Source organism: Bacillus sp. FJAT-45066 (genome assembly GCF_002335755.1).
In the GTDB taxonomy this organism is placed as follows: domain Bacteria; phylum Bacillota; class Bacilli; order Bacillales; family Bacillaceae_I; genus Bacillus_CD; species Bacillus_CD alkalisoli.
Genome location: NZ_NISQ01000001.1, coordinates 3,227,801 through 3,252,200 on the forward strand (window position 1 = coordinate 3,227,801; position 24,400 = coordinate 3,252,200).

The 24,400-nt window shown below is 38.2% G+C and carries 21 protein-coding genes; 12 read left to right on the plus strand and 9 right to left on the minus strand.

Translation table 11 applies throughout. The annotated features are described in order from the left end of the window. Positions 1–154: 154 nt before the first annotated feature. The 3 genes from CDZ92_RS16345 to CDZ92_RS16355 all read left to right on the plus strand — a co-directional run bounded on the left by CDZ92_RS16345 (position 155) and on the right by CDZ92_RS16355 (position 4,281). Positions 155–1,525 carry a sucrose-specific PTS transporter subunit IIBC gene (locus tag CDZ92_RS16345; RefSeq protein WP_096156281.1) on the plus strand — a complete coding sequence of 457 codons (1,371 nt, stop codon included), beginning with the start codon at positions 155–157 and terminating at the stop codon, positions 1,523–1,525. A gap of 67 nt (positions 1,526–1,592) precedes the next feature. Continuing rightward, complete coding sequence (locus CDZ92_RS16350) at positions 1,593–2,546, plus strand: aminoimidazole riboside kinase (protein ID WP_096157038.1); 954 nt, start codon at positions 1,593–1,595, stop codon at positions 2,544–2,546. A gap of 289 nt (positions 2,547–2,835) precedes the next feature. Then, positions 2,836–4,281, plus strand: coding sequence for a glycoside hydrolase family 32 protein (locus tag CDZ92_RS16355; protein ID WP_096156282.1), 1,446 nt, complete (start codon positions 2,836–2,838; stop codon positions 4,279–4,281). A gap of 297 nt (positions 4,282–4,578) precedes the next feature. On the opposite strand, the gene CDZ92_RS16360 is transcribed toward CDZ92_RS16355, so the two are convergent. Beyond that, on the minus strand, positions 4,579–5,904 hold the full coding sequence (locus tag CDZ92_RS16360) for a short-chain fatty acid transporter (protein WP_096156283.1): 1,326 nt from the start codon (positions 5,902–5,904) through the stop codon (positions 4,579–4,581). Positions 5,905–6,207: 303 nt separating this feature from the next. Next, positions 6,208–7,707: a BCCT family transporter gene (locus tag CDZ92_RS16365; RefSeq protein ID WP_096156284.1), complete on the minus strand. Its 1,500-nt coding sequence runs from the start codon at positions 7,705–7,707 to the stop codon at positions 6,208–6,210. A 183-nt stretch (positions 7,708–7,890) separates the two neighbouring features. Between CDZ92_RS16365 and nfsA the strand changes: the two genes are divergently transcribed. Beyond that, positions 7,891–8,640 (plus strand): oxygen-insensitive NADPH nitroreductase, encoded by a 750-nt coding sequence (gene nfsA, locus CDZ92_RS16370; protein WP_096156285.1) that lies wholly within the window; start codon positions 7,891–7,893, stop codon positions 8,638–8,640. A gap of 189 nt (positions 8,641–8,829) precedes the next feature. On the opposite strand, the gene CDZ92_RS16375 is transcribed toward nfsA, so the two are convergent. The 4 genes from CDZ92_RS16375 to htpX form a co-directional block, all read right to left on the minus strand. After that, positions 8,830–9,282, minus strand: coding sequence for an SRPBCC family protein (locus tag CDZ92_RS16375; protein WP_096156286.1), 453 nt, complete (start codon positions 9,280–9,282; stop codon positions 8,830–8,832). A 13-nt stretch (positions 9,283–9,295) separates the two neighbouring features. Next, positions 9,296–9,805 (minus strand): hypothetical protein, encoded by a 510-nt coding sequence (locus CDZ92_RS16380; RefSeq protein ID WP_096156287.1) that lies wholly within the window; start codon positions 9,803–9,805, stop codon positions 9,296–9,298. Positions 9,806–9,810: 5 nt separating this feature from the next. Further along, entirely contained in the window at positions 9,811–11,340 is a 1,530-nt protein-coding gene (locus CDZ92_RS16385; RefSeq protein ID WP_096156288.1) for a sensor domain-containing diguanylate cyclase, read from the minus strand. A gap of 206 nt (positions 11,341–11,546) precedes the next feature. Next, a complete protein-coding gene (gene htpX / locus CDZ92_RS16390) occupies positions 11,547–12,428 on the minus strand; it encodes a protease HtpX (protein WP_096156289.1) in 882 nt (293 codons plus the stop codon). 461 nt (positions 12,429–12,889) lie between these two features. Here htpX and CDZ92_RS16395 point away from each other — a divergent pair, with 461 nt between their 5' ends. Continuing rightward, positions 12,890–13,546, plus strand: a complete 657-nt coding sequence (locus CDZ92_RS16395; protein ID WP_096156290.1) for a DUF1836 domain-containing protein — start codon at positions 12,890–12,892, stop codon at positions 13,544–13,546. A 552-nt stretch (positions 13,547–14,098) separates the two neighbouring features. Continuing rightward, a complete protein-coding gene (gndA, locus tag CDZ92_RS16400) occupies positions 14,099–15,508 on the plus strand; it encodes an NADP-dependent phosphogluconate dehydrogenase (RefSeq protein ID WP_096156291.1) in 1,410 nt (469 codons plus the stop codon). 31 nt (positions 15,509–15,539) lie between these two features. Here the strand turns inward: gndA and CDZ92_RS16405 are convergent, their stop codons facing one another. From CDZ92_RS16405 to zwf, 3 genes are all read right to left on the minus strand, one after another. Beyond that, positions 15,540–16,178 (minus strand): hypothetical protein, encoded by a 639-nt coding sequence (locus CDZ92_RS16405; RefSeq protein WP_096156292.1) that lies wholly within the window; start codon positions 16,176–16,178, stop codon positions 15,540–15,542. Positions 16,179–16,544: 366 nt separating this feature from the next. Then, positions 16,545–17,156 (minus strand): cyclase family protein, encoded by a 612-nt coding sequence (locus CDZ92_RS16410; protein ID WP_096156293.1) that lies wholly within the window; start codon positions 17,154–17,156, stop codon positions 16,545–16,547. Between the two features lie 240 nt (positions 17,157–17,396). Then, positions 17,397–18,878 carry a glucose-6-phosphate dehydrogenase gene (gene zwf / locus CDZ92_RS16415; RefSeq protein ID WP_096156294.1) on the minus strand — a complete coding sequence of 494 codons (1,482 nt, stop codon included), beginning with the start codon at positions 18,876–18,878 and terminating at the stop codon, positions 17,397–17,399. A 349-nt stretch (positions 18,879–19,227) separates the two neighbouring features. Between zwf and CDZ92_RS16420 the strand changes: the two genes are divergently transcribed. The 6 genes from CDZ92_RS16420 (at position 19,228) to CDZ92_RS16450 (ending at position 24,398) form a co-directional block, all read left to right on the plus strand. Next, complete coding sequence (locus CDZ92_RS16420; protein ID WP_096156295.1) at positions 19,228–19,893, plus strand: uracil-DNA glycosylase; 666 nt, start codon at positions 19,228–19,230, stop codon at positions 19,891–19,893. Positions 19,894–20,118: 225 nt separating this feature from the next. Continuing rightward, positions 20,119–20,931 (plus strand): ion transporter, encoded by an 813-nt coding sequence (locus CDZ92_RS16425; protein ID WP_096156296.1) that lies wholly within the window; start codon positions 20,119–20,121, stop codon positions 20,929–20,931. A gap of 1,263 nt (positions 20,932–22,194) precedes the next feature. After that, on the plus strand, positions 22,195–22,779 hold the full coding sequence (locus CDZ92_RS20630) for a methyl-accepting chemotaxis protein (RefSeq protein ID WP_441296499.1): 585 nt from the start codon (positions 22,195–22,197) through the stop codon (positions 22,777–22,779). Between the two features lie 355 nt (positions 22,780–23,134). Next, on the plus strand, positions 23,135–23,656 hold the full coding sequence (locus tag CDZ92_RS16440; RefSeq protein ID WP_096156299.1) for a DUF420 domain-containing protein: 522 nt from the start codon (positions 23,135–23,137) through the stop codon (positions 23,654–23,656). Positions 23,657–23,747: 91 nt separating this feature from the next. Continuing rightward, positions 23,748–24,035 carry a YwdI family protein gene (locus CDZ92_RS16445; protein ID WP_096156300.1) on the plus strand — a complete coding sequence of 96 codons (288 nt, stop codon included), beginning with the start codon at positions 23,748–23,750 and terminating at the stop codon, positions 24,033–24,035. A 75-nt stretch (positions 24,036–24,110) separates the two neighbouring features. Further along, positions 24,111–24,398 (plus strand): hypothetical protein, encoded by a 288-nt coding sequence (locus CDZ92_RS16450; protein ID WP_096156301.1) that lies wholly within the window; start codon positions 24,111–24,113, stop codon positions 24,396–24,398. Positions 24,399–24,400 lie beyond the last annotated feature (2 nt).

A 24,400-nucleotide genomic window follows, 5' to 3' on the forward strand; every position in this document is an offset into this window, starting at 1 on the left:
CTAAGCAAATGTTATTTACGATACTTTTCAAACAGTTGATTTCCGCGTCAAGTCGTAGACTCCCGCGGAAAGCGAAGGCTTGCGCGGAAATCAACAGCGGTGTTTAACAAATCAATTATTAATAAAAATATAAAACAATTTGGAGGAAATTAGGATGGATTACAAGAAAATAGCATTAGAACTAATTCCGCTCTTAGGTGGAAAAGACAACATTATTAGCGCCATGCACTGCGCAACAAGATTACGACTCGTACTACAAGATGAAAGTAAAGTGGATACAAGCGGGTTAGAAGAACTTGAAGGTGTGAAAGGTGCATTTGCAAGCTCTGGCCAGTTCCAAGTCATCTTTGGAACAGGAACGGTTAATAAAGTATTTATAGAATTTGCAAAAGAAGTAGGTCTGAATGAAAAAGAAACACAAGATCATAATGAAGCAGTAAAGCAAAAATTAAATCCAATTGCTCGCTTTGCCAAAACGTTATCGAACATTTTTGTGCCAATCATCCCAGCGATTGTTGCAAGTGGTTTATTAATGGGACTTCTTGGTATGTTAAATACATTCAATTGGGTTTCTGCAGATAGTCCAATAATCTTTTTTTTAGATATGTTCTCTAGTGCTTCTTTTATTATCTTACCAATCTTACTAGGCTATAGTGCTGCAAAAGAATTCGGTGGGAATACTTACTTAGGTGCTGTAATCGGTGGTATCATGACCCATCCAGCATTGTTGAACCCTTGGGGATTAGCGAATGCAGAGCCGGAATCGATTTATTTTATCGGGATAAACATTGATTTAATTGGATACCAAGGAACAGTAGTACCAGTGTTATTAGCGGTTTATATTATGAGTAAAATAGAAAAAGGCTTACGAAAAGTAGTGCCAGGTGCGATTGATTTACTTGTTACACCATTCTTAACGATTATATTAACTGGATTTGTCACGATCATGTTTATTGGTCCACTTGGTAACTTTATCGGAGAAGGTATTACTACGGTTTTAAATTTTATATATGAACATGGTAGTGTATTTGCTGGATTAATTTTCGGTGGATTATATTCTACAATTGTTATAACGGGTGTACATCATAGCTTCCATGCAATAGAAGCGGGGCTCATTACACAACTTGGTTTTAACTATTTGTTACCAATTTGGGCAATGGCAAATGTGGCCCAAGGTGGTGCGGGATTGGCGGTATTTTTCTTAGCAAAACGTGCTAAAACGAAAGAAATTGCGTTACCTTCTGCATTATCAGCATTTTTAGGTATTACAGAGCCTGTTATTTTCGGGGTGAACTTAAAATATCGTAAGCCATTTATCGGAGCGGCTATCGGTGGCGCATTAGGCGGAGGATATGTTGTCTTAACAAATGTTATTGCTAACTCTTACGGATTAACTGGTATTCCGATGATTGCTATTTTAGTGGAGTTTGGCATGATGAATGTTGTTCACTATCTAATTGGATTTGCCATTGCAGTATCAACAGCATTTATCGCGACTTGGATTATGGGCATTAAAGAAGACTAAAAAGTATATTGGGGCATGGAGGGCTTTTTTAGCCTTCCCTGCAAACTTGCGAGGAGGCGTACGGATGATGAAAAAAGGAGTTATATCTTTAGGGGAAGCATTAATAGATTTCATTCCGCTTGATGAACATAATGTAACGTATCAAAAAAGCCCAGGGGGAGCGCCAGCAAACGTAGCGGTAGGTGTTGCTAGACTACAAACACCTTCCACGTTTGTTGGTAAAGTTGGAAACGATGTACTTGGTCGATTTTTGAAAGAAACGCTTCAAAATTACGGCGTGAATACAAACTATATGTCTATGACAGACGACGTACGCACTGGAGCCGTTTTTGTCACACTTGGACAGGGTGGCGAAAGAAGTTTTGACTTTTATATTGACCCAAGTGCAGATCGATTTTTACAGGAAGAGGATATTGTAGATACGCTTTTTGAAGAACATAACATCCTACACGTCGGATCTATTTCCATGATAAGTGAACCTTCTAGAAGTGCAACGGAGAAAGCTGTTGAGCAGGCAAAAGAGAAAGGGCTAATCGTTTCGTATGACCCGAATTTACGTTTAAGTTTGTGGCAGTCAGAACAACAAGCAAAAGAAACGATTTTGTCCATCATGCCAAAAGTGGATGTATTAAAGATTTCCGAAGAAGAGTTGGAGTTTCTAACAGGAGAAGCTGAGATTGAGATAGGGGTAGCTTCTTTAAAGGAACAGTATAACATTCCACTCATTTTCATCACGCTAGGAGCGGAAGGTAGTTATGCGTTTATGAAAGACGGTTCAGTACGTGTTCCAGCAATGAAAGTGAACGCTGTAGATACTACTGGAGCAGGAGACGCATTCGTATCAGGTATTCTTTACTGCCTTGCGAACATGAACGAAAGTGTAAATGAAATTACACTAGAAAAAGCAAGAAAAATGGCCGAATTCGCCAGTGTATCCGGCGGCCTCGCTGCATCCCAAAAAGGAGCCATGACCGCCCTACCAACATTAGAAAAAGTGGAATTGTTAGTAAAAAGAAATTAATTTGTTTTTGTTAGTTTTGTTTCAACGTATACAGTTGATTTCAGCTGCAGGTGTGAGACTCCTTGAAAATGCATACGCATTTTCTTCGTGCGAGGCATCGCTCCGGAGCCTTCCTTGTCCTGCGGGAAAGCGTGTCAAGTGAGACCCCACAGGCGCTTGCGCCGAGGAGTAGGTTTTTTCAAGACAGTGAAAATAACCTTCCTTTTTACCGCCCGCGGAAAGCGAACACCTGCAGCTGAAATCAACAATTAGAACCCTAAAATATAGAAATTAAAGTAGGAGGTATCGAATGACTTCCAAAGATGATGCACTAAAACAACAAGCATTAGCAGAAGTAGAAAAATACAAAGAATTAGTGGGAAACGACTATTACCGTCTAAACTATCACATCATGCCTCCAGTAGGCTTACTAAACGACCCGAATGGCTTCATTCACTGGAACGGAACATATCACTTATTTTATCAATGGATGCCATTTAAAACTGGTCATGGCGCAAAGTTTTGGGGTCACTACACATCAACAGACCTTGTCCAATGGACACACGAAAAAATTGCCCTAGCACCGAGTGACTGGTTTGATAAAAATGGCTGTTATTCAGGATGCGCCATTTCCCATCAAGGTGAACTACTCCTTTTTTACACAGGAAATGTAAAAGATGAAGAAGGAAACCGTGAAACCTACCAATGCCTTGCCGTATCTAAGGATGGCATCCGTTTTGAAAAAAAAGGGCCAGTAGTCCAGTTACCTACTGAAGCATATACCGCACACTTCCGCGACCCGAAAGTATGGAAACATGATGATAAGTGGTATATGGTTGTTGGTGCACAAAGTCATGAACTAGAAGGAAAAGTTGCGCTTTTAAAATCCGAAAACGGAACAGATTGGCAACATGTGGGAGCAATTGCTGGGTCTAATTTGAACGGATTAGGAGAATTTGGCTACATGTGGGAATGCCCTGATTTGTTTCACCTTGATGACAAGGATGTATTAATTGTCTCTCCACAAGGGTTAAAGCCAGAAGGCTATAAGTATCAAAATGTGTTTCAAGCCGGATATTTCCTAGGGAAATTAGAATATCAAGAGGCAAACTTTGAACATGGAGAGTTTGTAGAACTCGATAGAGGCTTTGAATTTTACGCGCCACAAACAACGTTAGATGAAAATGGACGCAGATTGCTGATCGGATGGATGGGTGTACCGGAACAACAAGAAGATAAACATCCAACAATAGAAAACCGCTGGATTCACTGCATGACCTTGCCAAGAGAATTAAAAATGGTAAACGATAAGCTCATTCAACAACCAGTAGAAGAGTTAGCTCTTTTACGAAAGTCAAAGCTTGAACTCCAAAATGTTTACGCAGTAGACGAAATGCTAGAGTTAGATGGTATGAGTGGAGATAGTTATGAGTTATTTGTTGAATTACTAGAGAATGACTACTCCTTTTTGGAAATAAACGTAAGAGATAACGTGAGACTTATCTATAATAGAGAAGAAAAACGCTTTTCCATGGAGAGGGTTAACTTCGTGACATCTCAAACAGAAATTCGTAGTTGCTCTTTAGAAGAATTGTCTTTGTTAACTATATATTTAGACACATCATCCATAGAAGTATTTGTGAATGGTGGGGAAGAAGTGTTTACAGCCCGTATGTTCCCGTTTGAAAGCAACCGTGCTATAAAGGTTGGTGCAAAAGGAAAACTAAAAATGAATGTCATAAAATGGGACATATAACCTAATACTAACGAGAAGGAGAAATCCTTCTCTTTTTTATTTTGCGGTAAAAGTGAATCAATTTCATTATTAGGGTCGTTTAATGAAAAACGAATATTTTAGTTGAGTGAGTTTCATAATGTACAATTACTAAACGAAAAACGAATATTAAACCTATTCTTTCATATAATTTACGTATTATATTGAACGTTATTTAATTATAATAAACGGAACATTCGTTACGCTTATTACTTATTTGTTCATTTTGAAAATAAGTAAAACAGCCTCCTCCAATAAGGAGAAGGCCTGAAGTCATGATTATAGTAGTAAGAAAGCTAGAGAAATGATAGCTCCACTTACAAATAGTAAAATAACACAGAAGCCCATGATGTCTTTCGCCTTGAGTCCCGCAATGGCAAGTGCCGGCAACGCCCAGAACGGTTGGATTAAGTTCGTCCAAGCATCGCCCCATGATACAGCAAGAGCCGTTTTTGCAATAGATACGTCCATTGCTTTTGCAGCTTCTAGCATAACTGGAGCTTGGACAGCCCACTGGCCGCCTCCAGATGGTACGAAGAAGTTAACAATACCAGCGCTTAAGAATGCGAAAAAGTGGAATGTATGCTCATTAGAAATGCTAACGAACGCTTCTGACATAACCGCCGCTAAGCCTGATGCTGTCATCATTCCCATAATACCAGCATAGAACGGGAACTGAATGATGATACCACTTGCACCTTTCACCGCATTCATTACTGATTCTAAGAAGTTTTTAGGAGTCCAGTGGAACAGGATTCCTAAGAATAAGAATAGGAAATTAACGATATTTAAATTTAAACTAAAGCCATTGTTTGCAAAATAATAGAATAAAAAGGCTAACCCCATAACAGATACAGTTAGTGATAAAATATAACTGTTTTCTAGACGTTCAGCTGGTGTCATATTTGCCTTTTCGATTGTTGCTGCTTGTAAGTTAGATGCTTCTTCTAATAATGTACGGTCAACAGAAACTGTATCTTCTTTTGAAGGCATTAAAAGTCTGTTCATTAAAGGTAATACTAAAAACAAAGCAGCTAAAAGAATTAAGTTAAATGTAGAGAAAATAGTTTCGGAAGTAGAAATGACCCCAATTAGATCTTGAGAAAAATGTCCTTCTGTTGCAATTGTTAACGGTATGGAACCAGAGAATCCACCATGCCACACAATAAATCCGCTGTAAGCGCTTGCAATTAGTAGGCGATAATCTACGTTTTCCACCTTTTTCGCAAGCTCTTTTGCAAAAAGTGCCCCAATAACTAATCCGAATCCCCAGTTAATCCAACTAGCAATTAACGAAACAACTGTTACGATAACGATAGCAGATCCTGGTGATTTTGCAGTAGAAGCAAGTGCTCCTAGAAATTTTTTGAATACAGGACTACTTGCTAAAACATAACCTGTAACAAGTACAAGTACCATTTGCATCGAGAATGCGAGCAATCCCCAAAAGCCATCTCCCCAATGCTTTACCATGTCAACTGGTCCACTGCTTGTGAAAATTAGACCTAATCCAAATACAACAAAAGTAAGGATAATAACAAATAAAAATGGATCAGGTAAATAACGTTGCATTAGCCGATTGAAAAAAGAAATTATTGGCTTCATACTTTTTCTTCCTCCCCCATATAAGTTTGTATACAAATGTAGTAGTTCTACAATATTCAGTATATTCCTTCTATTATGGATATTTGTCCTATTTTTTTAAAAAAGTTGAGATAATTGTAGAATTACTAAATTTTGTTCTGAATTCTAAAAAGGATAGATAGAGAGTAGAAAAGTACCGATAGACCTGCAAAAAGTATAGATAAGCGCCTGAAAAGTGCCCATAGGACGGAGAAAAGTACCGATAGCACTCTCATACATAAAAAAAACCTACTCAATTTAATAAGTAGGTTCTTCCCAATCTTCCTATTTCGCTCGTTTCTGCTCTTTGCGCTCTTTATTCAACGCCTTCACTAAAGAATGACAAATCCCAAGTAATATAACAGTAAAAGGCAACGCAGCAACTAAGGAAGCTGTCTGTAATCCTTCTAATCCACTCGACAACAATAGAACAGCCGCAATAGAAGCCATTAAAGTCCCCCAAATGACACGTAAAAATAATGGTGGATTCATACTACCATTCGACGTCATCGTTCCTAAAATAAACGTCGCGGAGTCCGCAGAAGTAATTAAGAACGTAAGAATCAATAAGATAGAAAGTAATGATAGAATAAAAGTAAATGGCAGTTGTGCAAAGGTAGTAAACAATGCCGATGTAATATCATTATTTACCGTTGTGGCAATATCTGTCCCACCAAATAGATCAAAGTGTAAAGCTGTTCCTCCAAATACTGCAATCCAGAACAGTGCAATTAATGGGGGAACAATTAACACGCCAAGGACAAATTCCCGAATCGTTCTTCCTCTAGAAACTCGAGCAATAAATGCACCAACAAAAGGTGACCAAGCAATGGCCCAAGCCCAATAGAAAATCGTCCAGTCACGTACCCACGTTCCACCTTTGTATGGTGTTAATCGTAAGCTTGTATTAAAGAAATTAGAAATATAATCCCCAATACCAAGCGTAAACGTATTTAAAATAAACACAGTCGGCCCCATAATAAATACAAAAGCCGTCAATAAAATAGCAAGAGCTAAGTTTAAGTTACTCAAATATTTAATTCCGCGATTTAATCCAGTACTCGTCGAACTTAAATACAAAAGTAAAAGAACAAATATGATAATAAGTTGAACGATTGCATTATTTGGAATGCCGAAAACAACATTTAACCCACCGTTAATTTGTAAAATCCCAAGTCCTAATGAAGTAGCGACTCCCATCACTGTAGCGATAACCGCTAAAATATCAATAGGCTTTTTTATGTATTCACGATCCCCAATGACTGGCTTAAGTGTTGTGGAGATAAGTCCATCTTCTTTTTTTCTAAACTGAAAATAACCGATTGCAAGTCCAACGACTGTAAAGACGGACCATTGACTTACTCCCCAATGAAAAAAGGAATAGTGCATCGCAGTACGAGCCGCAACATCAGTTAAAGGCTCTACCGTATCACGTGGTGGTGTAAAATAGTGGCTCATTGGCTCTGCAATTCCCCAAAAAACAAGACCAACACCAAATCCTGCACTAAAGAGCATCCCTATCCAAGTGAAAAAAGGAAACTCTGGTCGATCTTCATCTCTTCCTAAGCGAATCCTTCCGTAACGAGTAAACGCTAAAATAAGACAAAATAACACAAAGAATAAAACGGCTAACAAGTAAAACCAACCGAAAGCATATGTAGTAAAATCCAGCGCGCGCCCCGATATCTCTCCAAATGCGTTTGGCGCCAATGCTCCTATTAACACTAAAATGGCAACAATGGTCGCCGAAACCCAAAAAACAATTCCTAAATTTTTCAAATTCATATGTAATCCCCCATAAAGTCTATTCCAAGAAGTTAGTTGGAACGTTGTACTCCTATTTTACCATTTTGCACCCAAAATATAAAAAGATACCAAATATGCTGCCAGCGGGGCGAAAAACTAGTCAATGTAGTGGGTCTTTTGTTTTAATAGAGATATAAAAGATGTTGGAGGGAGTTATGTTTCATGAATGAAGTAATTAATACGTTATTAGCTCATCGATCTATAAGGAAATTTGAAGATAAACAGCTAACAAAGGAACAAATTGAAACCATTGTAAAAAGTGCTCAAGCAGCATCCACTTCTAGTTTTATACAAGCTTATTCTATTATCGGAGTGTCGAACAAAGAAAAGAAACAAGAACTAGCAGAACTAGCTGGTAATCAGTCTTATGTAGAAAATAGCGGTCACTTCTTTGTTTTCTGCGCAGATTTACATCGACATGATGTGATTGCGGAAATGGAAGGAGTAGATTTAAGCGAATCGTTAGAGAGCACAGAGAAATATATGGTGTCACTTATTGACGCATCACTCGCAGCACAAAATGCGGCAATAGCAGCAGAATCAATGGGATTAGGTATTTGTTATATAGGAGGATTACGTAACAATTTAGAAAAGGTATGTGAAGTGTTGCAAACTCCAAATAGAGTTATTCCGTTATTCGGTTTAACAGTAGGTTACCCAGCGCAAGATCCAGGCGTGAAACCACGTTTACCAGTTTCAAACGTTTACCATGAAGAAACATACGAACCAAATAATGAACAATTTAAAGAACAGTTAGAAGCATATAACAAAGAAATTTCTCAATATTATTACGACAGAACAAATGGGATGCGCAACGACAAATGGACTGCTCAAATGGCTTCGATGTTAGAAAGTCCAAAACGCATGTATATGAAAGAGTTTGTAGAGAAAAAAGGGTTTAATAAGAAATAGGAATATAGATGAAGTTCAATTAGCTCAAGAAAAAAGAAGAAAATGAACTTGATAAGGCCGACGAAGTTCATTTAGCTCGAGAAAAAAGAAGAAAATGAACTTGATAAGGCCGATGAAGTTCATTTTGCTCAAGAATAAAGAAAAAAATGAACTTCATAAGGCGAATGAAGTTCATTTTGGCTATGAAAACTATTCCCTATCAGCTTTTTTCTCCAAAAGCTCCTTCAACGTTCGTAAGTGTTCTCCATCTTCTTTTTGTAAAATCTTTCGTATCACGGGCTTTGACAATAACATGCGCAGGCCACTTGTTTTAATTTTACCTTCAAATGAGACTTTTGTTGTGTTATCCAACGTTGGGCGGAAATAATAATGGTACGTAACCGTTAATCCATTGGAGTCGCTTTTTACACCATAACGATTCGGTGCATCTAATTCTATTACTTCTATAACAGCCGTTGCTTCCTTACCACGAATATTTCGCGTTTCTTCAAACTTACTGCCAACTTGTAGAGGGCCTTCTGTTAATAAGGTTACCTTCGTTACATTACTCATCACTTCTAGAGAGTTTTCTATATGGGTGAAAAAAGAAAATACTTCTTCTATCGGCTTATTGATTTCAACTGTATCTTGCAAGTCGGCCATTTACATTTCTCCTTTATTCCGATGTTACACTAGCATATCTTCCCATTTTCAATTGCTTAATTACATCTTCTTTTAAAGCTTCTTGAACGGCAGGAAGTGTTAGTTGACTTGAACATATCGTAACATATTGAGTAGGAGAAATCTTCTCTTCTTTTAACAACTTATCCAATGTCGGGGAACGAAAATCTTCAACAGATAAATACGCCAAAAACAACGGCGCCTCCTCTGCCGTGTCGTGTAAAAATATTCGTACTCCTTTTAAGCATGGAAGTAAAATGCCTTTAAATTCTAATTCAATTTCTAGTCTTTCTATTTCAGCTTGTTGTAAGGCAGGTATTAAACTAGGCCTTGTAAAGAAAAAAACAATTTGTTCAAATGTATAAGGAAAATTATTTTCCACCCTTAAGCGTTTAAAGAGAAAGCGAGAATATACACGTAAGTAATTCTTATAAAATGGTATAGAAAGAAAAAAGAGAAAGGCTGAAAATACAATAAAAGTTAGAAAATAAATAATAGTATCCAACCTAATCACTCTCCTTTAAATACAACAGTTCGGTTTTTGCCATTATTTTTAGCTGCATACAAAGCTTCATCTGCAGCACTTATTAATGCATCTTTTGATAGAGTAGAGAGGTCTTCCGTACAAGCGGCACCAATGCTAATGGTTAGCATACCGAGCGGCTGATGTTGCCCTTCAGGAAATCTAGTCGTTGTCACTGCATGACGAATTTTTTCTGCTAACTCATACGCAGCTTCTGCGTTACTCTTAGGCATGACAATAGATAGTTCTTCTCCGCCAAATCTGTAAATAGAGTGGCCTTTTCCAACAGTTGTTTGCAACAAATTAGCGAGCTGAATTAACACTTCATTCCCTAGTAAATGACCATTTCTGTCATTAAAATGTTTGAAAAAATCGATGTCAATCATAATGAGGCTAACTGGCCAACTCACTTGTTCATCTTGAAATAAAAGGCGTAACGTCTGCTGCAACGAACGTTGGTTATACAACCCTGTTAACCCATCTCGTTTTGCGAGTTGTTCCATTTTTTCATACATCGTCGCTTGTTCAATGCCAACAGCTGCTTGGTTAGCAAATGGAAGCACACCTTCTAAATCTTCTAACGTAATTGGCTTCTTGTTTACAACATTATCAATCACAACTATTCCTATTTCATTTCCTTTATGAATGAGTGGAACAATCGCATATTCTTCCATTTGAAAAAGCAGTTTCATCTGTTGTTGAAAATCGTCTTCTACATGGTTCTCCGTAATAATACTAGGAGTTCTTGTTTTCATCGCTTTATAGGCAGAAGAATGTTGATTGTTCAAAGGAATAACCAAAGACTGCACGATATCATTGAGCTCTAAGTCAGTATGAGTCTCATTATTATTAATTTCTATTAGATCGGTTAACTGATATTTTTTCGCGGCAATATTTTCCCATATATGAAAGCCTTCTTCTGCCGTGCGCGGCCCAACAGCCATACGCCCATATAGAACATCGTCCTCATTCACTTTTAAAAAAATGATGGCACGGTTAAAACCTAGTCCGTGACCAGCCGTTAACGCAGTTAAAATCGTTAAAAGTTGTTTATCTAGCGAAGATGTTTGCTGCATCATCGTACCGATTTCTCTGTAAACATGAAGCTGTTTGGACTGTTTCATCAGTTGCGATATCCAGTTTTCGTTCAAATCTTTGCTCTGCTTTATTCTTCTAAAAAGCAAGTAAGTTAAAAATAAAATAGATATGTATATAATAAATAGTTCTATTAGATGAGAAGTTGGTAGACCATAGTTATATCCAAGTAATAAACCTACAATGATACTTACTAAGGCTCCTATTATATGAAAATAAAAAGCCATACTTAACACGATTAGGATATATACACTTAGCACCGCATAAGGAGGAATATCTAAAAAGTAAGTTGGAACTAAAAGAAATAATAAAAAGCCACTATTTATTAATAATTTTTGATATATTCTTGGTAAAAAGTGACGAAACATGTTAAAAAGGCTAGCAAGTGTGATAGCTGAGAGTAAGAGTACGAATAGCTCCATAATTTCCGTTCTCCTTTTTCATGATAAGTTCAATATAACAGAAAATTATAAAAGATAATACACCTATTAGGGCATTTGGACTAATTTATCGACAAGGACTCGAATAGGTATATTTACTCATCTGAATTTACATACCCATCATAATTAAAAATAAAACAAAAAAACTTAGAGCAGAATGGCTCTAAGTTTTTTAATGAATGAAAAGATTATTTTGCTTCTAAACGACGAATACGCTCATCTAGATCAGGGTGAGAAGAGAAAAGTGAACCTTTCTTTTTCCCTGAAATCTTTAATGTCGCAACAGCAGTATCTTTTTCATCTGTAATACGGTTCGTGTATTGTTTTAAAGAGCGTAATGCGTGAACCATTTTGTCTTTACCAGCTAAGTCAGCGCCACCACGGTCCGCATGGAACTCACGGTAACGAGAGTAAGCCATAACGACGATGCTTCCAAGAATAGAGAAAGCAATTTGGAATACGATTACCGCAATAAAGTGAACAATTGGTGCTAAGTCTTCACGTGCGAAACGAGAAACAGCCCATGCAGCAATACGTGCTAAGAACACAACAAATGTATTTACAACACCTTGTAAAAGTGTCATCGTTACCATGTCGCCATTTGCAATATGTGCTACCTCATGCGCGATAACACCTTCTACTGCAGCCTCATCCATCTCATCTAAAAGACCAGAAGACACCGCAACTAATGAACGGTTTTTAGAAGGACCAGTTGCAAATGCATTTACTTCTGGGGAATGATAGATTCCAACCTCAGGCATACGAGTAATACCAGCAGCACGACTCATACGGTGAACCATGTCTACGATTTTACGCTCACGTGGAGAAAGCGATCCATCTGGATTTAAAACTTGTACGTTCATCATTTTCTTCGCCATCCAGCGAGACATCAATAGTGACATGAACGCACCAGTGAAACCAATCACGGCACTAAAAATCAATAAAGTTACTAAATCAATTCCGCCATCAGCAGTGCGGTAGCTACCTACACCAAGGATGGAAAGGACAATACCGATGGTTACAAGAACCATGATATTTGTTAATAGGAATAAAAATACACGTTTACCCATAATTCTCCTCCTGATAATATACTGTATAATAGTTTATGAGTTCATATGAACCTGTTTTCTATCTAGACCTAATTATAGATGCAAATCAGAAATTTTTCAATAAAACAACTTTACCTTTATTTGACGAATTGTGTTAGTGGACTTACTATTATAGACAAGTAAGGGTGATTTTCGTCTCAAAGTGTAGGTAGGCAGGGAGAAAAAAGGCAAATCGAAACTCAACCGACGAAAGCGGTCGATCTTATCGGCGAAAATCGCGTGTTAAACGGCGGAAATGTCGAACTTATCGGCGAAAATCGCGACTCAATCGGCGAAAGTGACTATTCTATCGGCGAATAGAGCAAGCCAATCAGCGAAAACACGGTTTAATCGGCGAAAAAAACAGTTTATCGGCTACACCGAGTAATTGTATACCAAATTCTACACAAAATGAAATTACGAACCTAAGAGGGTGTCTGAATATGCGACAAGGCTGGACACGTTTACAGTTAGCCAACCTACTAAAGGTTGTTATAGAAAAGAATAACGAAGAAGTACTCAGGGTCATCCAATCCATTGGGACAGTCTCTACAGACCTGCAACAAAAGCTTATCAATTGCCTTGAAAACAACAAACTTGGTTTCTCTATGAACGACATAGCTACACTAGGAAACCAGCTCGAATGTACGACCATTTCGGAAACGGCCTTAAAAAATTGGGTAAAGCGCGAAATGAAAGAGTTCATTGGCTCTCCTGAGGTCGGAAAAAAATACTCGATACAACAAGCAGCATTGCTTTACATAGTGAAAGACTTAAAGACAATCCTCGACTTTGAAGCCATCCGCCCCGTGTTACGGTTAGTTTTTAACAATCCAAAGGATCGAAAAGACGACCTGATTAGTCCAGTTAAGTATTTACTTGCGTACTCTAACCTCTATGAAGAACTTGTACGAAAAGGGGAAATACTAACCGAGGACTATATCGCTAATGAAGTGAAGGAATATATGAAAATGTACGAACACCTATCGGAAAAACAACAATCCAACATGGAAAGTGCCTTAATGGTTTCGATCCTTTCCGTTCGTGCAGCCTATATAAAAGCCATTGCGATGAACTATGTTCAAGAAGCTCCCAAATAACAAGTATAGAAGTGTACCGAAAACAAAGACTAAAGTGTAAGCGTTTTACATGTGAAATGTTCGCAATCTCCTAGCCATAATGCTATTTTCTAATCAAATAAAATGGTATAATAGCACAGGATTTTATAGTTTGGCTGTGTTAAAGCTTAGTGTTGATATTTATATACTTACCTGTTGATTTCCGTGCAAGGCTGAGACTCCTGCGGGAGAAGCGGGAAGCGGGAGACCCCACAGGCGTTTGCGCCGAGGAGTAGGTTTTTTCACGGCAGTGAAAATAACCTTCCTTTTTACCGCCCGCGGAAAGCGAAGCCTTGCACGGAAATCAACAGCAACCTTTAACATAGCCAAGTTTTTAGTACTAGAGTCCGTTTCATAATGTATCATTACTATACGAAAAACGAATAATTCTACAGCGTCATGCGCAAGAACATAATAATAGGGAACGTTTATTAAGTTAGAGTGAAGTTTAGTTCGTTTTTCACTAAACGAACCGTAATTATGAAATTGATTCACTGAAAAAACAGTTATTTTACATAGAAAGGAAGTTTTTTTATGGCACAACAAATCGGTGTTATCGGTCTTGCTGTAATGGGAAAAAACCTAGCATTAAATATAGAAAGTAGAGGTTACTCCATCTCAGTATTCAACCGTTCAAAAGACAAAACAGAAGAGTTTCTACTAGAAGCAGAAGGCAAAAACGTAGTAGGAACGTTTACAATTGAAGAGTTTGTAAACTCACTAGAAAAGCCACGCAAAATTTTACTTATGGTAAAAGCAGGTGCAGCAACGGACGCTACGATTGAATCTCTAAAGCCTTACTTAGAGAAAGGCGACATCTTAATCGACGGCGGAAACACCCTTTACACAGACACGATCCGTCGTAACAAAGAATTAGAAGAGCTTGGCATTCACTTCGTTGGGACAGGCGTTTCTGGTGGAGAAGAAGGGGCGTTAAAAGGACCTTCTATCATGCCTGGTGGCCAAAAAGAAGCATACGACCTAGTAGAACCTATTTTAAAAGACATTTCTGCAAAAGTAGAAGGCGATGCTTGCTGTACGTATATCGGACCAAACGGAGCTGGCCATTATGTGAAAATGGTACACAATGGTATCGAGTATGGGGACATGCAATTAATTAGTGAAGCATATTTCTTATTAAAAAATGTATTAGGCTTATCAGCTCAAGAGTTACACGAAGTATTTGCTGAGTGGAACAAAGGCGAGTTAGACAGCTATTTAATTGAAATTACAGCAGACATCTTCACAAAAGTAGATGAAGAAACGGGCAAGCCGTTAGTAGATGTAATTTTAGACACAGCTGGTCAAAAAGGTACTGGTAAATGGACAAGTAAGAGTGCATTAGACTTAGGTGTTCCACTTCCAATCATCACAGAATCTGTTTTTGCTCGCTTCATCTCAGCAATGAAAGAAGAGCGTGTGAAAGCAAGTGAAATGTTAACTGGTCCAGAGATGACAGGATATACTGGTGATAAGCAAGTATTCATAGAGTCAGTACGTAAAGCATTATATATGGCTAAAATTTGTTCATATGCTCAAGGCTTCGCACAACTAAGAGCAGCAAGCGAAGAGTTCGATTGGAACCTACAATATGGTGAAATCGCCATGATCTTCCGCGGCGGCTGCATCATCCGCGCTCAATTTTTACAAAAAATTAAGGAAGCTTACGATCGCGATGGCAGCTTACCAAACTTACTATTAGACCCTTACTTCAAGGAAATCGTAGAAAGCTACCAAGGTGCACTTCGTGAAACGATGATGGTTGCGATTCAAAATGGTGTGGCAGTACCAGCATTCTCTGGCGCATTGTCTTACTTTGACAGCTACCGTACCGCTACGTTACCTGCAAACTTAATTCAAGCACAACGAGACTATTTCGGTGCCCACACTTACCAACGTGTAGACAAAGAAGGAATCTTCCACACAGAGTGGATGAGTAAGTAAATATTTAAAAACGCTTAGGTTTCGTCATCAATCAACGGAACCTAAGCGTTTTGTTTTTTCTGAAGTAATAATAGATAGAAAGTATGCAAAAGACTGTAGTAACAAAGGAAAGTAAATACGTAACAATAGCATGTTTTTCTAGCTGGACTAGTCTTTTTGTCTCCGACCAATATTCCTTCATATTAGATAGAACAGGAACTTTAAATCTTTTCAGTAAGTATACTGTAATTCCAAAGGAAGTAGCTAAAACAGAGAATGGATACTTTTTAAACATAATACTGAAGATGAACATCTTAACATAAATCCATAAGGACCAGCCAATATGCCAGCCGTTATCAAAATAAATCATTTTAAATACTCTTTGGCCAACGCATTCTATTATTGCGGAAGAAACAACCCATTTACTTATATAGAGTAGTTGATCAAGCTTTTGCTTTGGGTAATTTTCTAAGTAAAGTAATAAAACGAGTGGCATGATGAAAAGAAGGTGTATCGTCCGAATGGCTTTTGAACTCATTATATTTGATTTGAAATCCCATAGAATATAATCTTTGCATAATAGGTAGTACAAGAAATTACTTGCACACACATATAAAATGCTGTTTACATGCTGATGGAAGTTTTTTAATGTTTGTTGTTTTACATTAAGTAAAAAAACCCATACCAACAAGATGAGATGCATCCTTACCACTTCTTCCGTAGCTTATTACTTAGTTATATTCTGTATAAGTACGGAGGAAAATATGTATTTGTTATATAGGTATAAAAAGGATGCGTCCAATTATATTCTTTTTAGTATATAAAAGACGTGCCGGTTGTGTGACCGCTTTCCGCGGGGGAGGCGGTGAGCCTCCTCGAGCCCAAGGGCTCTGTGGGGTCTCACCAGCCTACCCTCTCCCGCAGGACAAGGAAGGCTACGAGAGCGATGCATCGCACGAAGAAAATGCGTATGCATTTTCGAGGAGTCGGTCACACAACCGGCACTAATATGTTTATCCAATTTCCCCCGTCATAGCTACGTTTCGAATTGGTTATTTTACATTTCTAATAAAATGATTCTTGCTGGTGATGCGTCGGTTCCTTGTAGTTTTAAAGGAGCGGCAACCATTGTGTAGGAGCCTTGTTCTACTTCTTTCAAACGAAGCCCTTCAATAATGATCACGTTATTTGCGAATAGTGTTTTATGTGTTGGGTGTCCTTCTTGGCTACGTTCAATTCCAAGTGCATCTACTCCAATACCAGAAACACCTACTTCTGCTAAATGTTTTGCTGCACATTCAGCTACAAAGATGAAATCAAAGTTAAACTCTTCATCAAAAGAGTTTTTTGTTTTGAATAAAATAAAGTCGTCTTTTTGGATGTCCAGGCTTTCAACATCCTCTTTTTTAATGCGGTCTTCGATGTTCGTCATATCAAATACTTTACATGGACCTACAAGCTTATCTAAAGGTAAAGTTTCAATTGTTTCGCCGTCAACTACCATGTGTAATGGGGCATCTACATGTGTGCCAGTATGAACGTCTATGCTTAGGCGAGATTCTGTAACATACCCGTTCGTTACTGTCTCAACCTTTGGCTGTTTTTCAGGCTTGTTTTTGTAAACAGGCATTCCTGTAAAAATTGGCATCGTAACATCGTAAAATTTCATATTGTTTCTACTCCTCTCTGTTGTTCAGTATTACTAAAAGTGTATTAGGTATTAAATTTGACCGTTCCTTTGCGCTGCGGGCATCTGCTTTCCGCGGGGAGGGAGCTGAGCCTCCTCGGCTTCGCCTGTGGGGTCTCAGCCTTCCCTCTTCTTCCCGCAGGAGTCAGATGCCCTCCGCTCCAATCCACTCAATCACTAAATTAGATGGAAAAGCCAAAATCTCCTTACAAAAAAATCTACTTATACTGGCCACCAGAAAAATCCGTCTTTTGCAAGAAGATCGTCAGATTGTTTTGGACCCATAGAACCAGCTTCGTAATTAGGGAAGTCTTCCGCTTTTTTCGACTCCCATTCTTTAGACATTTGATCAACAAATCCCCAAGATAAGGACACTTCATCCCAATGTGTAAAGTTTGTCATATCGCCACGTAAACAATCATAAATGAGGCGCTCGTATGCTTCAGGTGTGTTAATACCGTCGATGCAGTTGTTATTGCTATAGTCTAAGCGAATCGGAGTTGTTGTTATATCTTTACCCGATTTTTTCGCATTTAAATGTAAGGTAATACCTTCATCTGGTTGAATGTGAATGACAAGTAAGTTTGGATCCACTTTTGCTCCGCGGTTGTAGTAAAGGTTCATCGGAATATCTTTAAATTGCACAACAACCTTTGTAGACTTAGAAGTCATACGTTTACCTGAGCGGATGTAAATGGGTACTCCAGCCCAACGGAAGTTGTCAATCATAAGTTTTCCAGAAACGAATGTCTCTGTGTTTGAATTAGGGTCAACGGAATTTTCTTCACGGTAACCAATGACAGGTTTTTCATTAATAAAGCCACCAGTATATTGGCCGCGAACGAAGTAATCATCGACTTCATTTTCTGGAATTTGACGTAGTGCTCTTAAAGCTTTCACTTTTTCGCTACGAATTTCTTCTGGATTTAATTTAATCGGAGGCTCCATCGCAAGCAAAGCAACCATTTGTAACATATGGTTTTGAACCATATCTCGTAATGCACCGCTGCTTTCGTAATATCTACCGCGGTCTTCTACACCAAGCGTTTCACTAGAAGTGATTTGGATGTTAGAAATGTAACGGTTGTTCCATAACGGTTCGAATATGGCGTTAGCAAAACGAATAACCTCGATATTTTGGACCATTTCTTTTCCAAGATAATGGTCAATACGATATATTTCTTTTTCAGAAAAGGCTTCACGTAATTCATCGTTCAATTTCTGAGCAGAAGGTAAGTTATGACCGAACGGCTTTTCAATAACAAGTCGCTTCCAACCATCTGTATCTGTTAAGCCTTCGGACTTTAAGTTGGAAGCAATGGTACCAAAAAATTCTGGTGCCATCGCTAAATAGAAAATGCGATTTCCTAACGTATGATAGTCACCATCTAAATTATGTAATAAATCTTTTAACTGTTGATACGATTCGCTGCTTGTCACATCGAATGGATGATAGTAAAAATGAGAGCTGAACTCCTCAATGTGATCATGATTCGTGCTAGCTTCTCTAACAGACTTCTCCACATTTTGGCGGAAATCTTCATGACTTAACGGGCGGCGTGCAACCCCAACAACTGCAAAGTTTTTCGAAATGCTGCCATTTTTATATAAACGATAAATAGAAGGATAAAGTTTACGCTTCGCTAAATCCCCTGTTGCTCCAAAAATAACAATTATTGATTTAGGATTTTGTTCATTGCTCACAATAAGAACCTCACTTTATATGTAACATGTAACTATTCGTCTTATATGATATAACATTTTGACCAAATATAATAACCTATTTCGTAAAAAACAGAAAAAAAGTAACACATTTTATCGGAAAATGTAAAATAAACGCCCAATACACTCCCCAACACACTCATTTTACCCTGCCAACCAACCAAATTCAAACAAACGGTGCCAGGCACCACCCGCAATTTGTCGAAAAATGAACTAGAGTGCCAGGCACCACCCGAATTTTGTCGAACGGGAAATGTTCATTATTTCAATTTTGGTGTTGTGTGGTAAAGTAGTAGAGGTAATAAGTTTACTTACTTGAGGTGTTCACGTCATGCAATTTGCTTGTAAGCAATGGACAGAATTAATGAAAATGGAGAGCCAAAAAGATTATTTTATCCAACTTCAACAGTTCGTTGAAAAAGAGTACAATGAAGAAACGATTTTTCCAGCGAAAGAAAATATATATAAAGCACTGCAAGAAACTCCTTACCATAATGTTAAAGTGGTTATTCTTGGGCAAGACCCATATCACGGACTAGGACAAGCACATGGCTTAAGCTTTTCCGTTCAACATGGCGTTACTGTTCCACCCTCGCTTAAAAATATTTATAAAGAACTGAATTCCGACATCGGCATCGAACCACCTTCTCATGGAAATTTAATGAAATGGGCAGCACAAGGTGTGTTATTATTAAATACAGTTTTAACTGTAAAACAAGGAAAAGCCAACGCTCATAAAGGAAAAGGCTGGGAGCAGTTTACCGACGCCATTATTCGTGCATTAAACGATAGAGAAAAACCAGTTGTCTTCTGGTTATGGGGTAACAACGCAATTGCAAAAGAAAAGCTAATTACAAATAAGCATCACTATATCCATAAAAGTGTTCATCCAAGCCCATTATCAGCAAGAAAAGGATTCTTCGGCAGCAAACCATTCTCCACCACAAATGAATTTTTAACCAAAATTGGTCAAAAACCAATCGACTGGTCATTATAGAGTAATTATTTAGGTTTACTTAAGCAATTTTTAACCCTATACAGTTGATTTCAGCTGCAGGTGCGAGACTCCTGCGGGAAAGCGTGTCAAAGGAGACCCCGCAGGCGCCAAAAGCGCCGAGGAGGCTCCTGAGACCGCCCGCGGAAAGCGAGTACCTGCAGCTGAAATCAACACTTAGTACCCTATCACTGCAATAAATTATTAATAAGGGAGTTCAGAGAGAAATTGAACAAGTTAAAATCTAAAATTAGAGAAATAGTAGCACATAAATATTTTACCGGTATAGTAATAACCGTCATTCTCTTAAACGCTGTATTAATCGGGCTAGAAACATATCCTGACCTACTAAGAGAATACTACGGAATCTTCCATGGATTTGAAATCTTCTTCCTATGGTTCTTTACAATAGAAATAATTATGCGAATGTTATCCGAGAAAAAAATATTTCACTTCTTTAAGAGTAGCTGGAATATTTTCGACTTTGTCATCGTAGCGGGAGTACTACTATTCAGCGGCTCCTACTTCATTTCAGCCATTCGTATTTTAAGGGTATTCCGTGTGCTTCGTGCCATAACAGTTATCCCTTCCCTACAACGATTAGTAACGGCATTCTTAAAAACTATTCCATCACTAGGCACAATCGGAATGTTACTAAGCTTAGTATTTTACATTTTTGGTGTAGTTGGCGTTATTTTATATCGCGATATCGCACCAGAATACTTTGGATCGCTACATTTAGCGTTAATCACCCTTTTCCAAGTCATCACGCTAGAGTCTTGGGCAAGCGGTATTTTCCGTCCAATCTTTGCATCTAGTCCGTTTGCGTGGGTATATTTCGTATCCTTTATTTTAGTTGGAACGTTTATCGTTCTTAACTTAATCGTCGGGGAAATTTTAAATAACATCCAAGAAGCAAAAGAAGAAAGTGTACGCAATGAAAAAATCGAAATAAGCAAACAAGAGTTAGCGAAAATATCCAATGAAATTGCAGAATTAAAACAGATGTTAGTGGAAAAAGAACGGAAATCAAATATGTAAAAAGGGGCCTTGTTGTAACGACAAGGCTTTTTTTCTTCTAATAAAAAGCTACATAAATACAAAGAGTTGCCGATATATAGGGCATAGAAGTTTAAAATGTAAATTAGTGCAAACGTTTCCACAAAAACGAGACAAAATAAAATACCCTAATTTTTAAAAAAGGAGACTCCCCGAATGAGCATAAAAAAACGATTACTAGCTCTTATCATCACCTTAACAATAGTCGGCACAGCCGCTTCCGCATTCATTTGGGTTTTAAGTAACCAAGCCCAATCAAGCGTAAAAGAAATAGACAACCTATCCGAAATGAACGAAACCTATTACCAACTCATTCAATCGTACCAAACAACGTTAACAAACATGTACCACATTATCACAGCAGGCTATTCCGAAAGACACGTAGAACTGCTAGCCCAAAATATCCAAACGAGTGAAGAACTCCTTGAAGAATTCACACCTTATTTTGAACAGCACGAACAGCTAGCAGCATGGCAACAATATTTTCACGTTGCCCAAGAATCGTTATCTAACCAATACACAGTCGTTAGCAACGTATCCAATGCATCTAACATGGACCGCATGCGAATACAAGTTTCCGAGCAACTTACCATCACAAGAACAAGACTTGAACGTGCCAACGAAGGCATTACGGAATACATTACAAACTATACCGAACAAGAAAGAGCAACACTGGCGTCTCGTCTCCAAACAAACGATATACTTACATTAGTTGCACTTATTATCCTTATCCTTTTACCAATTGGCGCCATTATATTTTTCACCAAATCATTCCATAAAGGCATTAACACGTTACTCCATCGTGTAGAGGCATACCAAACTGGTAACTTCCAATACGATTCAACACAAGCTATCATAAAAGACGAGTTTGGTACGGTCAACAATGCCCTTATGGAAATGGGACAAAACATCGAAAAACTCATGACCGGAAACATTAACGCAACCGAAAAGCTACAACATGTCATGCAGGATCTCGTCTATGCTTCCGAGCAAAACTTACAAAAGTCCTCCATGATAAAAGAAAAGTCTACAAACGCAACAGAACGTGTGGAGCAACAACATGAAGCTACTTCATCCATCTCTGCTGTCACAGAAGAAGCATCCGCAAGCACAGAAGAAATTTACAGCATAGTAGATGAAATGAAAAACAACATTGGAGAAATGGACAAGCTATCCCAACAAGGCTCACATGCACTACAAAAAATGTATACCGAAATGGAATCCAAAACATCAGAAACAGAAGCAATGGTTGCAAAATTTGAATCCATCAAAAACGGAATCGATGAAGCGCAATCTTTCTTAAAAAGCATTAACGAAATCACAACACAAACGAACTTACTTGCACTAAACGCCTCCATCGAAGCAGCACGTGCAGGAGAAGCTGGAAAAGGATTTGCAGTAGTTGCCCAGGAAATTAGAAAGCTTTCTGGTAACACCGATATGTTTGCAAGCCAAATTAACGAAATAACAAGCAGAATTCAAACAAGCACAACCGAAGTGCTTCAAGAACTGCAACACTTCCAAACAAGCATGAAGCAAACAAATGAAACAAATAAAAAATCAGCTGCCATATTTAAAGAACTTTCTACAAGTAGTAAAATGCTTTTAGAACAAGGAACACACATAACAATAGCGATGGAAGAAATAAATGTTGGAGTAACTGACATCGTCCATTCCGTAACAGACCTTGTTCACTCATCGTCTAACCTTTCCGCGGAAATGGAAGATGTCGTTCAAGCAGCTAACCACCAAGTCGAAGTATCCAACTCGCTTCAACATACAATAGAACAACTAAAACAAACAGCAAACGAATTACAAACAAACATTTAAACAATAGAAAAATAAAACTAAAGCTTGTAGAGCATCAGTAACCACTCTACAAGCTTTTTTTATGTTAAAATATATTCGATTGAAAGGAAGGGGAAAAAAGTGCAACAGCAAACAAAACGTATAAACTGTCTGAAATGTGAACACTTTTACGTCACTTGGGATAAAAGGTTTCCGAAAGGATGTCGGGCCTTCGGATTCAAAACAGCCCAACTACCGTCGCTCGCTGTTTTTCGTTCTTCCGGAAGCCCCTGCCTAAAATTCACACCAAAAAAAGACAAGCCACCCGGCTATATTTAAGAAATGCAAAACGTTTTAGTGTACAATATATAAAGCATTAGTAAAGGAGATAACATCCATGAAAAACAAATCCATCTGGCCAATCGTCATCGGCTTATCTATCGTCGTAAACTTAGTAGTTGTTATACTATTTTTCATGCCACAATACGAAGGATTAGCGCACGTTGACTTAACTTTTTTACCACTCATGAACGCTATTTTTAACAGCTTTACATTCTTATTTTTACTTGCAGCACTTATTGCGATATTAAAAAAGAATGTCACCCTTCATAAACGCTTTATTTTTGCTGCGTTTACAACAACATTTCTATTCTTAATCACGTACGTAACGTATCATGCCTTAACAGAATCCACTCCATTTGGTGGAGAAGGCATCATTCGATCCATTTACTTTTTCATTCTTTTAACACATATCGTACTTGCTGTCGTTATCGTTCCGCTAGCACTATACTCGTTTGGGACAGGCATAACGACGCAAACGGAGAAACACCGCAAAATCGCCCGCTGGACCATGCCACTATGGCTATACGTCAGCTTAACAGGCGTGCTAGTATACATCATGATTTCGCCATATTATTAGTGGTTAGCTACTAGTGGTTAGTTGTTAGGTTAAATGCATCCACTAGCCACTAGCCACTAACCACTAACCACTATGGAAAGGAGCGTTACACATGGACATCCCATTAAATAAAGTACTACAACAAATTCAAGCAGAAACAGAAAAAGCACTACAAACGAATAGCGCGCAAGAAAAACGTGAACATCTTACTGCGATAAAAGCATTAAGCGAGCTGGCGTTGCAGACGAAAAGCAGCTCCGACCAACAACCGGTTTACAAACCAACACCAATGCCAACGCCACCTGTGAACTTTGCAACAAACGTGCAACCGGTAACGCCCGTTCCTTCCGTAAAACGAAACGAGCCTGATGCAAACGGAGATTCATTATTTGACTTCTAATTCCGTATGTTTCCAACATAAAAAATCCAACCCGTGCAACAATATAAACACCTAGCATTCATGGAGGTGTTATAAATGCAGGGAACAGGAAACGTTTTTGTCGGCTTAGGATTTTTAAACAACAATAACAACGAAACAAAACTAACGCACGACCGATACGAAGTGTACGTAAACGGCGACTATGTTGGTCAAAAGCCATTACTTACCGCTTCTGAAGATATATCAAGCATTAATGATTTTCTTCACGCCCAAGGGTACAACAACTTCATTAGCCACCTAGATGGAGATCATTACAACATTCAATCTGATCACAAAGAACACGAACTAAAGCAAGCATTAAAAATATATTTGCATTCCAGATAAAC